The organism is Herbiconiux sp. L3-i23, from assembly GCF_023734115.1.
Classification (GTDB): Bacteria; Actinomycetota; Actinomycetes; order Actinomycetales; family Microbacteriaceae; genus Naasia.
The window spans coordinates 562,504-574,601 of record NZ_AP025737.1 but is presented as its reverse complement, the minus strand read 5'-3'; the positions used below and the strand labels follow the sequence as shown (position 1 = coordinate 574,601).

Sequence of the window (12,098 nt, the reverse complement as noted above, 5' to 3'; positions counted from 1 at the left end):
ATGAGCGCCGTCGAGATCGTCCAGTGGGGCATCCGGATCGCTCTCGCCGCTGCGTTCATCGGCATGGGCGTGAATCACTTCCGTCCCGGCCCGCGCCGGGTGATGGCGAAGATGATCCCGCCTGCGCTGCGCGGTTCCGCGCCCGAGACGGCGATGCGCCTGGTACTGTTCACCGGCGTCTGCGAGATCGCGGGCGGGATCGGCGTGCTTCTCCCGCCGGTGGCCCCGCTGGCGGCGACACTGCTCGTGGTCTTCCTCGTCGCGGTGTTCCCCGCGAACGCGTATGCGGCGACGCGACCCGAGACGTTCGGGCGCCTCGCGTTCCCGTTCTGGCCGCGCTACGCGGGTCAGCTGGTGCTCGTGCTCCTGCTCGCCGTCGCCGCGCTGGTGCCGGCGTCGGCCTTCGCGCCGGTCGCCTGAGCGCTCACCCGCCGAGGAGCCGCTCGATGATGAGCGAGAGGCAGGCGACGACGCCGAGCCCAGCCGCGAGTACGACGGCTGTCCGCAGCGGACCCCGGCCGCGCGCGAGGACGAGCGCGCCCGCGTAGACCACGACGGGCAGGGCGATGGCCGTGCCGAGCACCAGCCAGGCGAAGGAGTTGAGGGAGCCGCCGACGAGCGCCGCGTACTGCAGGAGCACGACGAGGTTGCCCACCGCCTCGACGAGATCCCAGGCGTAGAGGACGCCGGCGGCGAGAGCGATGCCGATGGTGAGCCGGCGGGCGCGGCGCGTCCGCTCGACGACCTTGCCGATGCGGGCCTCGCGGTCGGTCGCCTCGACGGCCGACTCGGCGCTTGCCGACGGCACCGCCCCGGCCTCGGCGCCCTTATCATCGTCGGCCTCCGACGACCCGGTCATAGGCCGATCACCGCCGGCCACGGCAGGAGGACGACCACGCCGACGAGCATCCACAGCACCCGGCTCTGCGCACTGCGGGCCAGCAGCATGCTGGCGACGAACCACAGCGGTGCCGCGAGAACCGCGAAGCCGAGCCCGACCAGGTACAGGCCTTCGGCGAGCGGGGCGCCGAGCGCGGTGCCGTTGTCGGCGACGACGAGCACCCATCCGATGGCGAGGGCGAGGTAGACCGCGGCGAAGACGCCGAGGACCACGCGGTGGACCACGCGTGCGGCACCGTCGGCCGCAGCGGCCGTCCGCGTGTCGGCATCGTCGCCGGTCGTCTCGGTGCGCTCATCCACTCCTCCCATTGTCCATGGTGGAGCGGCGGCGGCCTCGTCACCGGAATGTCATCCGGGGTTCGCGCGGAGGCCGTCCGACGCTGACAAGCTGGTGCGGTGAGGTGCGTGCGTCGACCGGATCCGCACCGCTGATGCAGGGTCCCGGGCGTTTCGTCGCGATCGGCGACTCCTTCACCGAGGGCGTCGGCGACCTGAACCCGACCCTGCCGAACGGGGTGCGCGGCTGGGCCGACCGTGTCGCCGACCGACTGGCGCGACACCAGCCCGGATGGCAGTACGCCAATCTGGCGGTGCGCAGCAAGCGACTGCGCCAGATCGACGCCGATCAGGTCCCCGCTGCGATCGCGCTGCGCCCGACCCTCATCACCGTCTACGCGGGCGGCAACGATCTTCTCGACGTCGGCACCGACGTCGCCGCCCTGATGGTCGAATACGAGGCGATGGTGCGGGACCTCGCGGCGACCGGCGCGACCCTGGTGCTCTTCACCGGATACGACATCGTCGCGCATCCGGCGTTGAAGGTGTTCCTGCGCCGCAACCGGCTCTACAACGACGAGGTGCGGAGGATCGCCCGCGAGGTCGGTGCGGTGCTCATCGACTACTGGAGGTTCGAGGAGTACGCCAATCCGCGGATGTGGGCGCCCGACCGGCTGCACATGTCGAAACGCGGGCACAAGCGGCTGGCGGCGCGGGTGCTCGACGCCCTCGACGTGCCGCACACGATCAGCGCAGGCCCGTGGGACCCGCCCGCGCCGCGCAGTGCGCGCGAGTGGCTGCGCGACCAGCACCGGTGGACGGTGGACTGGCTGCTGCCGCTGGTCGGCCGCAAACTCCGCAGGGTGACTCTGGGCGACACCCTGTCGCCGCGCTGGCCGCACCTGGTGACGGTTCCGCCGAAGGGCGGCACCCGCCGGTTAACGTGACTCGCCCACTTCACCCCGTGTCCGGAGCCCCGGACGGGGTGAAGTGGGCGAGTGGGATCAGATCAGCGCGCGGCCGACCCGTCGGTGTAGTCCGCGTCCTGCTGCTTCCAAGCGAAGAGGGCACGCAGCTCGCGACCGGTGGCCTCGATGGGGTGCGCCTCGCCCTTGGCACGGAGCTCCTTGAACTCGGGGGCGCCCGCGTCCTGGTCGGCGATGAAGCGCTTGGCGAAGGTGCCGTCCTGGATGTCGGAGAGCACGGCCTTCATGTTCTCCTTCACGCTCGGGTCGATGACGCGCGGGCCGGAGACGTAGTCGCCGTACTCGGCCGTGTCGGAGACGCTCCAGCGCTGCTTCGCGATGCCGCCCTCCCACATGAGGTCGACGATGAGCTTGAGCTCGTGCAGCACCTCGAAGTAGGCGACCTGCGGCTGGTAGCCCGCCTCGGTGAGGGTCTCGAAGCCGTACTGGACGAGCTGCGAGACGCCGCCGCAGAGCACGGCCTGCTCGCCGAACAGGTCGGTCTCCGTCTCCTCGGTGAAGGTGGTGACGATGCCGCCCGCGCGGAGGCCGCCGATGCCCTTCGCGTACGACCAGGCGAGGTCCCACGCGTTTCCGGTCGCGTCCTTCTCGACGGCGACGATGACGGGCACGCCGCGTCCCGCCTCGTACTCGCGGCGAACGGTGTGGCCGGGGCCCTTGGGGGCGACCATGAAGACGTCGACGCCCTCGGGGGCCTCGATGTAGCCGAAGCGGATGTTGAATCCGTGGCCGAAGACGAGCGCGTTGCCCTCTTCGAGGTTGTCCTTGATGTCCTCGGCGTAGAGACCGCGCTGGTGCTGGTCGGGCGCGAGGATCACGATGACGTCGGCCCACCGGGCGGCGTCGCCGGGGGTGTGCACGCGGAAGCCCGCGTCCTCCGCCTTCTGGCGGCTCTTCGAGCCCTCCTTGAGGCCGACGACGACCTCGACGCCCGAGTCGCGGAGGTTCAGCGCGTGGGCGTGGCCCTGCGAGCCGTACCCGATGACGGCGACCTTCTTGCCCTGGATGATGGCGAGGTCGGCGTCCTTGTCGTAGCGGATGTCCGTCATGCGAAGTGCTTCTTTCTTCTTATCGGGGTTCGTGGGTCAGTTCTTGGCGACGCGTTCGGTGATGCTCTTCGAGCCTCGACCGATCGCGAGCAGGCCGGATTGGGCGATCTCTCGGATGCCGAAGGGCTCGAGCACCTTGAGCAGCGCCTGCGTCTTGGCGGTGTCGCCGGTCACCTCGATGACCAGGGCGTCGGTGGCGACGTCGACGACCTTGGCGCGGAAGAGATTCACGGCTTCGAGGATCTGCGAGCGGCTCGCCCCGTCGGCCTTCACCTTGATCAGCAGATGCTCGCGCTGCACCGACTGCACGGGGTCGAGTTCGACGATCTTGATGACGTTGATCAGCTTGTTGAGCTGCTTCGTCACCTGCTCGAGCGGCAGATCCTCGACGTCGACGACGACCGTGATGCGCGACAGGCCGGGGATCTCGGAGTGGCCGACCGCGAGCGACTCGATGTTGAAGCCGCGGCGGGCGAAGAGGCCGGCGACTCGGGTCAGCAGACCCGGCTTGTCTTCGACAAGGAGCGAGAGGACGTGGCTCATCGCGCACCTCCCTTCGCGGAGCGGCTATCGGAGCGTCCCTCGGCAGCCGATTCGATCTCGACCTCGGCGGTCGCTTCGCTCACCTCGGTGTCGGCGCTGCGGCCGGTCTCGGCAGCGTCGTCGTCCCAGGTCGGAGAGTGCTCGCGGGCGTACTGCACGTAGCTGTTCGACACCCCCTGCGGCACCATCGGCCACACCATCGCGTCGGCCGAGACGACGAAGTCGATCACGACGGGGCGGTCGTTCGTTTCGAGCGCCTGCCTGATCGCGTCGTCGACCTCGGACTCCTCGGTCACCCGGATGCCGAGCGCGCCGTAGGCGTCGGCGAGCTTCACGAAGTCGGGGACACGGATCGACCCGTGCCCGGTGTTGAGGTTGGTGTTCGAGTAGCGGCCGTCGTAGAACAGCGTCTGCCACTGGCGCACCATGCCGAGCGAGCTGTTGTTGATGATCGCGACCTTGATCGGGATGTTGTTGATGACGCAGGTGGCGAGCTCCTGGTTGGTCATCTGGAAGCAGCCGTCGCCGTCGATCGCCCACACGGTCCGGTCGGGCTGGGCGACCTTCGCGCCCATGGCGGCGGGCACCGAGTAGCCCATGGTGCCGGCGCCGCCGGAGTTGAGCCACGAGTTGGGACGTTCGTACTTGATGAACTGGGCGGCCCACATCTGGTGCTGGCCGACACCCGCGGCGTACACGCCCTCGGGTCCGGTGAGCTCGCCGATGCGCTGGATCACGTACTGCGGCGACAGCAGACCATCGGTCGTCGGGGTGTAGCCGAGCGGGAACTCCTCGCGGAGCTCGTTCAGTCGGTTCCACCACGCGGCGTAGGGAGCGTCGGCGGCGGCCGGCCGCGCGTCGCGGAAGGCGGCGAGCAGGTCGACGAGGACGTCCTTCAGGTCGCCGACGATGGGCACGTCGGCGATGCGGATCTTCGAGATCTCGGCCGGGTCGATGTCGACGTGCACGACCTTCGCGTCGGGTGCGAAGAGCGCCGCCTTGCCGGTGACCCGGTCGTCGAATCGGGCGCCGAGCGAGACGATCAGGTCGCTCTCCTGCAGCGCGAGCACCGCCGGGACGGTGCCGTGCATGCCGGGCATGCCGAGGTTCAGCGGGTTCGAGTCGGGGAACGCACCGCGCGCCATCAGGGTCGTCACGACCGGGGCGCCGACCGCGTCGGCGAGGGCGAGCAGTTCGGCGGCCGCGCGGGAGCGCACGACTCCGCCGCCGACGTAGAGCACAGGGCGCTTCGCGTCGACGAGCATCTGGGCGGCGGCGAGGATCTGCTTGCCGTGCGCCTTGGTGACGGGCCGGTAGCCGGGCAGGTCGACCTTGGGCGGCCAGATGAACGGCGCCGTGTTCTGCTGGGCGTCCTTCGTGATGTCGACGAGCACCGGGCCGGGGCGGCCGGTGGAGGCGATGTGGTACGCCGCCGCGATGGCTCCGGGGATCTCATCCGGCGTCTTCACGAGAATGCTGTGCTTCGTGATCGGCATCGTGATGCCCACGATGTCGGCTTCCTGGAACGCGTCGGTGCCCATGAGGGTCGAGAACACCTGTCCGGTGATCGCGAGCATCGGCACCGAGTCCATGTAGGCGTCGGCGATGGCGGTGACGAGGTTCGTGGCTCCCGGCCCGGAGGTCGCGATGGCGACGCCGACCTTGCCCGACGACGAGGCGTAGCCTTCGGCGGCGTGACCGGCGCCCTGCTCGTGACGCACGAGGATGTGCCGGATCTTCGTGGTGTCCATCAGCGGGTCGTAGACCGGCAGGATCGCGCCGCCCGGAAGTCCGAAGACATCGGTGACCCCCAAGAGCTCGAGGGTGCGGACGACTGCCTCCGCTCCCGTCAGCTGCTCTGGTGCCTGTGCGCGGGGCGCGCCGGGCGTGGGTGTCGGAGTCGCGGACATGCTGATCCTTCGGCGATCGGAGAGGTGTGAGGAGCGGGCGGAGCTACCCCGGCTGGGTCATCCGAGCTGCGTCAGCCGGTGATGGCGCCGACAGCCGCGGAATGCACGAGCTTGGAGTACTTCGCGAGGACGCCACGGGTATAGCGCGGAGGAAGGGGGGCCCAACCAGCGGACCTGGCTTCCAGCTCTGCGGCGTCGACCAGTAGGTCGATCGAGCGAGCGGCGATATCGACCCGAATCAGATCACCATCGCGCACGAAGGCGATCGGACCTGCGTCGACCGCTTCGGGAGCTATGTGGCCGATGCACAGGCCGGTTGTGCCGCCTGAGAATCTGCCGTCCGTCAACAGTAGTACATCTTTTCCGAGGCCCGCACCCTTGATGGCGGCGGTGATGGCGAGCATCTCGCGCATGCCGGGACCGCCCTTGGGGCCCTCGTAGCGGATGACGACGACGTCGCCGTGCTTGATCTCGCCGTTGGTCAGAGCGTCCATCGCGCCGCGCTCACGCTCGAAGACGCGGGCGGGGCCCTCGAAGACGGCGGCGTCGAATCCGGCCGTCTTGACGACCGCACCCTCGGGGGCGAGCGAGCCCTTGAGGATGGTGAGGCCGCCGGACTCGTGGATGGGGTTGTCGAGGGTACGCAGCACCTCGCCGTCGAGCGGGTCGATGTCCATCTCGGCGAGGTTCTCGGCGACGGTCTTGCCGGTGACCGTGAGCGCGTCGCCGTGGATCAGGCCGGCCTCGAGCAGCGCCTTCATGAGGGTCGGGATGCCGCCGTGACGGTCGACGTCGTTCATCACGTACTTGCCGAACGGCTTGAGGTCGCCGATATGCGGCACCTTCGAGCCGATGCGGTTGAAGTCGTCGAGGGTGAGCTCGACCTCGGCCTCGTGCGCGATGGCGAGCAGGTGGAGCACGATGTTGGTCGAGCCGCCGAGCGCCATGCCCACCGCGATGGCGTTCTCGAACGCCTTCTTGGTCAGGATGTCGCGCGCGGTGATGCCGAGGCGGAGCAGGTTGACGACGGCCTCGCCCGCGCGGTGCGAGTAGTAGTCGCGGCGGCGGTCGGCCGAGGGCGGCGACGCCGAGCCGGGGAGGCTGAGGCCGAGCGCCTCGGCGACGCTCGCCATGGTGTTGGCGGTGTACATGCCGCCGCAGGCCCCCTCGCCGGGGGCGAAGGCGCACTCGATGCGCTTGGCGTCGGCCTCGGTCATCTTGCCGGCCTTCACAGCACCGACCGCCTCGAAGGAGTCGATGATCGTGATGTCCTTCTCGGTGCCGTCGCTGAGCTTGACCCAGCCGGGCGCGATGGAGCCGGCGTAGACGAAGACGCTCGAGAGGTTGAGTCGCGCGGCCGCCATCAGCATGCCGGGGATCGACTTGTCGCAGCCGGCGAGCAGCACCGATCCGTCGAGGCGCTCGGCCTGCATGACCACCTCGACGCTGTCGGCGATGACCTCGCGCGAGACGAGGGAGAAGTGCATGCCCTCGTGGCCCATCGAGATGCCGTCGGAGACCGAAACGGTGCCGAACTGCAGCGGGTAGCCGCCACCCGAGTGCACGCCCTCCTTCGCCGCCTGCGCGAGGCGGTCGAGCGAGAGGTTGCAGGGGGTGATCTCGTTCCACGAGCTGGCGATGCCGATCTGCGGCTTGTCCCAGTCGGCGTCGCCCATGCCGACGGCACGGAGCATCCCTCGCGAGGTCGTGGCCTCGATCCCGTCGGTGACGGTGCGACTGCGGGGCTTGCTGTCGGGCGCGCCCGCTCCCCCATTGGTTTCAAGCATGTAACAGAGGATATCGGCACGCCGCACCCGGTCGGCGCCGCTCCAGCATCCGCCCCTCCCTCGCCGCTTCGCCCGCTGTCCACTGACCAGATCAAGGAAAAAGCGGGGTCGAGTCACACGTTCATGCCGATCCGAGCCCGTTCGGGCCACGATTTCCTTGATTTGGTCAGTGGAGGTCAGGACCCGCGCCGGTGAGTGAGGTCAGCGGGGGTCGCGGTAGCGCCACATCGTCAGGCTGCCGAAGACCAGCACGAGGCCCGCCGCCCAGACGAACGTGAGGGGCAGGCTGCCCGAGACGGGGAGGCCGCCCATCAGCTCGCGCACCGAGGTGACGAGGTGCGAGACGGGGTTGACCTCGACGAACGCCTGCAACCAGTTCGGCATCGTCGACGGGTCGACGAAGATGTTGCTGCCGAAGGTCAGCGGGGTGATGAGGATCATGCTGGCTCCCATGACCGCCGCCGAGGTGCGCAGCACGAGGCTGAGGAACGTCCACACCCAGCCGAGGCTGAAGGCGAAGACGAGGATCACCAGCACGCCGAGCGCGACGCCGACGGCACCGCCCTCGGGACGCCAGCCGAGGATCAGGCCGAGCGCGATGGTGACCACCGACGAGATGGTGAAGCGCACGGCGTCACCGAGCAGCATGCCGACGAGGGCCGACGGCCTCCAGATGGGCAGCGACCGGAACCGGTCGAAGACGCCCTTCTCGACGTCGGTGCGGAGGGTGGTGCCGGTGTACATCGTGATCATGATCACGCCCTGCACCATGATGCCGGGCAGCAGGAACTGGATGTAGTTCTCGGTGCTGCCGGCGAGTGCGCCTCCGAAGAGGAAGGTGAACAGCAGGGTGAACATGATCGGGAAGACGGTCACGTCGAACAGCTGCTCCGGCACGTGCTTGATCTTGAGCAGCGCACGCCAGCCGAAGGTCAGCGATGTCGACAGCGGGCCGGGCGGTTCGGGGCGCTCGGTGTCGGCGAGCACGCTCGCGATCGACCGTGCCTCGACCGCGTCTCCCGGTCGGGTTGCTTCGACGGTCATGCCGCCGCCTCCTTCTCATCCGTTGTCGCGTCGGTCGGGTGCTCGTCGGCGCCGTGCCCCGTGAGGGCGAGGAAGACCTCGTCGAGCGTCGGCTGCCCGAGCGAGAACTGGGCCAGCCGGATCCCGGCGCCCTCGAGTGCGGCCAGCGAGCGGGTCACCAGCGCCGATCCCTCCACCGCGGCGGTCAGAGCCGCGGGGTCGGCGTCCTCCCGCACCTCGACCCCGAGTTGCTCCTCGAGCACTCGACGCGCCTCCGGTCGATCGGCGGGGCTCATCACGACGACGTGCAGCGACCCCGACCCGACTGAGGCCTTCAGCTGCGTCGACGAGCCCTCGGCGATCACTTTGCCTCGATCGATGACCGAGATGCGGTCGGCGAGCTGGTCGGCCTCGTCGAGGTACTGCGTGGTGAGCAGCACCGTGGTGCCCCCGCTCACCATGGCACGGACGATCTCCCACACCTCGTTGCGACTGCGCGGGTCCAGCCCGGTCGTCGGCTCGTCTAGGAACAGCAGCTCGGGGGTGACGACGATGCTCGCGGCGATGTCAATGCGCCTGCGCATCCCGCCGGAGTACTTCTTGACCGGACGGTCGGCGGCGTCAGCGAGACCGAAGGCATCGAGCAGATCGTCGGCCCGCCTCTTCGCCGTGACGCCGCTGTAGCCGAAGAGCCGCGCGAGCAGCCGGAGGTTCTCGCGCCCCGTCAGGTCTTCGTCGACGGAGGCGAACTGTCCGGTGAGGCTCACCTTGCGGCGCACCTCGCGGGCCTCGGTCACGACGTCGTGGCCGAGCACGCGGGCGGCTCCCTCGTCGGGCGCGATGAGGGTCGCGAGCATCCGGATCGTGGTCGTCTTGCCCGCACCGTTGGGCCCGAGGAAGCCGTGCACGCCGCCGCGCGGGATCGCGAGGTCGACGCCGTCGACCGCCCGGGTCTTGCCGTAGGTCTTGACGAGGTCGTGGGTCTCGATGGCGAGGTCGGTGGGCATGCGTCTCCCGAGCTGAAAGGCGAAGAGGTCGTCGATGCGAAACGATGAAGTGGACGGTGTTCACATCGAGTCCTTCGACCGTACTGGAGGCATCCCGCGCTGACAAGAGCGGACCGGCGCGTCGCGCGCGCTGCGGCACATCGCATCCGCCAGCCCTTCCCCCGCCGTCAACTCACCGAATCAAGGAGAAAGCAAGGTCGAGTCACACGTTCATGCGGATCCGAGCCCGCTGAGACCGAGAATTCCTTGATTTGGTCAGCGGCGACCGGCACACGAGCCCGGCGGGCAGGTCAGGGGCCGAGGAGGACGGCGAGGACCGCGAGCGCGCTGCCCGCGATGAACGTCGCGGTTCCGACCTGCATCGTGACGGTCTTGTTGCGGTTCGCGACCGGCACGCTCGTTTCGAGGATGGGGCACCCCGACCAGCCGATCAGCGCCACGCTCGCCGAGACCGCCCCGGCTCCGATCCACCACAGCACCCGCAGCCCGGCCGACAGGACCGCGGGACGCCACCCGGACGACAGCAGCAGACCGCAGAAGACGGCGACGCTCCCGATCGCCGCCGCGAACCAGACGGTTCCCGTCGACATGATGCGCTGGACGTTGCTCTCTGCGCCCATGAGATCGCTCGACATGATCCGCACCCTTCCTCGACAGGCGCGACGCTACTCCGCGCATCCTGAGTGGGGCACTCAGGATGCCGCTCGGCGAAGCGGAGGTGCCGCCGCGGTTCCCCGCGACGGCACCTCCACGTTCCGCGATCGGATCAGTCGAGAGCCGGGAACACCGCGGTGGGGCGGCGGTTCTGCGACTGCTGTTCGTAGGCGTACGCGTACGAGATCAGCTTCGCCTCCGAGTAGGGCTCCGCCAGGAACTCGAGCCCCATCGGGGTGCCGTCGTGCGACGTCGCGTCCAACGCGGAGTCCGCGAAGCCCATCGGCACCGAGATGGCCGGGTAGCCGCTGTAGGCGCTGATCCGGTTGTTGCTGCCCGGGCTCTCGACCACACCACCGGTGCTCGGATAGATGAGCGCGTCGAGCTGGTACTGCGCCATCAGCTGGTCGACGCGGGCGCGCATCGCCTGCTGCGCGCGCAGGAACGTCGGATACGCCGCATCCCGCTCGGCCTCGGTGGTGGTCGCCCACCCGCGGATGGTGCTCGACGGCCAGCTCGACATGTCGTCGTTCGGCGAGACCCGCTCCGACTCGGCCACCTTCTCGGCGAGGTCGAGGAAGGTGTATCCGTCCTCGTAGTAGGTGTCGAGGTACTCGTCCATGTCGTGCGTGAAGCTGCGGCTGCTCGGCAGGCTGCCGAGCGCGTAGCCCGCGACGTTGCCGAACGCTCCCACATCGACGACGGTGGCGCCCGCGGCACGGAGGTCTGCCTTGGCGTCGTCGACGAGGCGGAAGCCCACCGCGTCGGCCGTTCCCGAGACCAAGCCCGTGATGTAGCCGATGCGCTTGCCCTTGAGTGCGGCGGCGTCGAGCCCCTGCACGTAGGAGACGGGCTTCGCCGCGTCGGCGCCGGCCGTCACCGCGTCGAGCGGGTCGCTGCCGGCGAGCGCGTCGAGCGCCAACGCGGCGTCCGAGACCGTTCGCGCGAGCGGTCCGACCGTGTCGCGGTAAAGATCGAGCGGGATGACGCCCTCACGGCTGACGAGACCGATCGTCGGACGGATGCCGACCACCGAGTTGAACGACGCGGGAACTCGCACCGAGCCGCCCGTGTCGGTGCCGAGCGAGAAGGGGGCGAAGTTCGCCGACACCGAGGCGCCGCTTCCGCCGCTCGAGCCGCCGGAGTTCTTGTCGAGGCGGTACGCGTTCATCGTCGTCCCGAACTTGCTGATCGACGAGACGGTCGATTGAGCGAACTCGGACAGGTTCGCCTTGGCGATCAGCACCGCGCCGGCCGCGCGCAGGCGCTCGACCGTCTCGGCGTCGGTGTCGGTCACGTTGTCCGACAGGCACGCGCATCCCGCGGTCGTCGCCATGCCGACCGTGTTGATGTTGTCCTTCACGATGAAGGGGACACCGTGCAGGATCGAGCGCGGCCCGGTCGTCGCCCGTTCGGCGTCGAGGGCCGCGGCCTGGGCCATGGCGTCGGGGTTCGAGGCGATGATCGACTCGAACATCTGCGCCGCCGCCGCGGTGGTGCGCGTGTCGATTCCCGCAGTCCTGTCGTAGGCGCCGATGCGCTGCAGATACTGCGCCGTCAGCTCCGCAGAGGTCAACGACCCCGCCGTCATGGCCTTCTGGATGTCGACGATGCTCGTCTCGAGCAGCTCGAAGTCGCCGTCGTCGTACAGGTACTGCTTCGACAGCAGTGACACGTCGACGATGCTGATCGTGCCGTCGCCGTCGAGGTCGGCGGCGGCCACCTGCGGCCACACCGGGTCGGCGCTCGTCGCTCCGATGTTGACGAGGAGCAGCGACAGGTCGTCGGTGTCGATCTTGAGGTCGCCCGTCAGTTCACCCTTCAGATAGTCGGGTGCGGGATACGAGACCGACTCGTCGGCAGCGTAGGCAGGAGGCGCGACGGCGACCAACCCTCCCGCGACGATGATGCCGGCCGTGATGCCGGAGACCGTTCGTCTCATCGACCGATCACTTCCTCTTCT

Annotated in this window: 11 protein-coding genes and 1 pseudogene; 2 read left to right on the top strand and 10 right to left on the bottom strand. The window is 69.2% G+C overall.

What is annotated here, in order from left to right:
- Positions 1–420 carry a DoxX family membrane protein gene (locus NGH83_RS02740; RefSeq protein ID WP_251857542.1) on the top strand — a complete coding sequence of 140 codons (420 nt, stop codon included), beginning with the start codon at positions 1–3 and terminating at the stop codon, positions 418–420.
- 4 nt (positions 421–424) lie between these two features.
- Here NGH83_RS02740 and NGH83_RS02735 read toward each other — a convergent pair whose 3' ends face one another.
- Together NGH83_RS02735 and NGH83_RS02730 are read right to left on the bottom strand one after the other, a co-directional pair.
- Positions 425–859 carry a hypothetical protein gene (locus NGH83_RS02735; protein WP_251857541.1) on the bottom strand — a complete coding sequence of 145 codons (435 nt, stop codon included), beginning with the start codon at positions 857–859 and terminating at the stop codon, positions 425–427.
- Positions 856–1,200 carry a hypothetical protein gene (locus tag NGH83_RS02730; protein ID WP_251857540.1) on the bottom strand — a complete coding sequence of 115 codons (345 nt, stop codon included), beginning with the start codon at positions 1,198–1,200 and terminating at the stop codon, positions 856–858. Before NGH83_RS02730 ends, NGH83_RS02735 begins: the two co-directional genes overlap by 4 nt.
- Before the next feature lie 131 nt (positions 1,201–1,331).
- Between NGH83_RS02730 and NGH83_RS02725 the strand changes: the two genes are divergently transcribed.
- The gene (locus NGH83_RS02725; RefSeq protein WP_251857539.1) at positions 1,332–2,123 is read left to right on the top strand and encodes an SGNH/GDSL hydrolase family protein; all 792 of its coding nucleotides are present in this window, start codon (positions 1,332–1,334) and stop codon (positions 2,121–2,123) included.
- Between the two features lie 62 nt (positions 2,124–2,185).
- On the opposite strand, the gene ilvC is transcribed toward NGH83_RS02725, so the two are convergent.
- The 8 genes and pseudogenes from ilvC to NGH83_RS02685 form a co-directional block, all read right to left on the bottom strand.
- Positions 2,186–3,211, bottom strand: a complete 1,026-nt coding sequence (gene ilvC, locus NGH83_RS02720) for a ketol-acid reductoisomerase (RefSeq protein ID WP_251857538.1) — start codon at positions 3,209–3,211, stop codon at positions 2,186–2,188.
- Between the two features lie 36 nt (positions 3,212–3,247).
- Positions 3,248–3,754, bottom strand: coding sequence for an acetolactate synthase small subunit (gene ilvN, locus NGH83_RS02715; protein WP_251857537.1), 507 nt, complete (start codon positions 3,752–3,754; stop codon positions 3,248–3,250).
- Positions 3,755–3,870: 116 nt separating this feature from the next.
- Positions 3,871–5,664, bottom strand: a pseudogene (locus NGH83_RS02710) (acetolactate synthase large subunit); the annotation flags it as partial.
- 71 nt (positions 5,665–5,735) lie between these two features.
- Entirely contained in the window at positions 5,736–7,451 is a 1,716-nt protein-coding gene (ilvD, locus tag NGH83_RS02705) for a dihydroxy-acid dehydratase (protein ID WP_251857535.1), read from the bottom strand.
- A 201-nt stretch (positions 7,452–7,652) separates the two neighbouring features.
- Positions 7,653–8,495: an ABC transporter permease gene (locus tag NGH83_RS02700; RefSeq protein WP_251857534.1), complete on the bottom strand. Its 843-nt coding sequence runs from the start codon at positions 8,493–8,495 to the stop codon at positions 7,653–7,655.
- Positions 8,492–9,481: an ATP-binding cassette domain-containing protein gene (locus tag NGH83_RS02695; RefSeq protein ID WP_251857533.1), complete on the bottom strand. Its 990-nt coding sequence runs from the start codon at positions 9,479–9,481 to the stop codon at positions 8,492–8,494. Before NGH83_RS02695 ends, NGH83_RS02700 begins: the two co-directional genes overlap by 4 nt.
- 290 nt (positions 9,482–9,771) lie before the next feature.
- Entirely contained in the window at positions 9,772–10,116 is a 345-nt protein-coding gene (locus NGH83_RS02690; RefSeq protein WP_251857532.1) for a hypothetical protein, read from the bottom strand.
- A gap of 131 nt (positions 10,117–10,247) precedes the next feature.
- The gene (locus tag NGH83_RS02685) at positions 10,248–12,077 is read right to left on the bottom strand and encodes an amidase family protein (RefSeq protein ID WP_251857531.1); all 1,830 of its coding nucleotides are present in this window, start codon (positions 12,075–12,077) and stop codon (positions 10,248–10,250) included.
- Between the last annotated feature and the right edge of the window lie 21 nt (positions 12,078–12,098).

What these genes read in the sequence shown, in the direction of transcription:
- NGH83_RS02740 (WP_251857542.1), top strand. Translation starts at nt 1, where the DNA reads ATGAGCGCCGTCGAGATCGTCCAGTGGGGCATCCGGATCGCTCTCGCC.
- NGH83_RS02735 (WP_251857541.1), bottom strand. Translation starts at nt 859, where the DNA reads ATGACCGGGTCGTCGGAGGCCGACGATGATAAGGGCGCCGAGGCCGGG.
- NGH83_RS02725 (WP_251857539.1), top strand. Translation starts at nt 1,332, where the DNA reads ATGCAGGGTCCCGGGCGTTTCGTCGCGATCGGCGACTCCTTCACCGAG.
- ilvC (WP_251857538.1), bottom strand. Translation starts at nt 3,211, where the DNA reads ATGACGGACATCCGCTACGACAAGGACGCCGACCTCGCCATCATCCAG.
- ilvN (WP_251857537.1), bottom strand. Translation starts at nt 3,754, where the DNA reads ATGAGCCACGTCCTCTCGCTCCTTGTCGAAGACAAGCCGGGTCTGCTG.
- ilvD (WP_251857535.1), bottom strand. Translation starts at nt 7,451, where the DNA reads ATGCTTGAAACCAATGGGGGAGCGGGCGCGCCCGACAGCAAGCCCCGC.
- NGH83_RS02700 (WP_251857534.1), bottom strand. Translation starts at nt 8,495, where the DNA reads ATGACCGTCGAAGCAACCCGACCGGGAGACGCGGTCGAGGCACGGTCG.
- NGH83_RS02695 (WP_251857533.1), bottom strand. Translation starts at nt 9,481, where the DNA reads ATGCCCACCGACCTCGCCATCGAGACCCACGACCTCGTCAAGACCTAC.
- NGH83_RS02690 (WP_251857532.1), bottom strand. Translation starts at nt 10,116, where the DNA reads ATGTCGAGCGATCTCATGGGCGCAGAGAGCAACGTCCAGCGCATCATG.
- NGH83_RS02685 (WP_251857531.1), bottom strand. Translation starts at nt 12,077, where the DNA reads ATGAGACGAACGGTCTCCGGCATCACGGCCGGCATCATCGTCGCGGGA.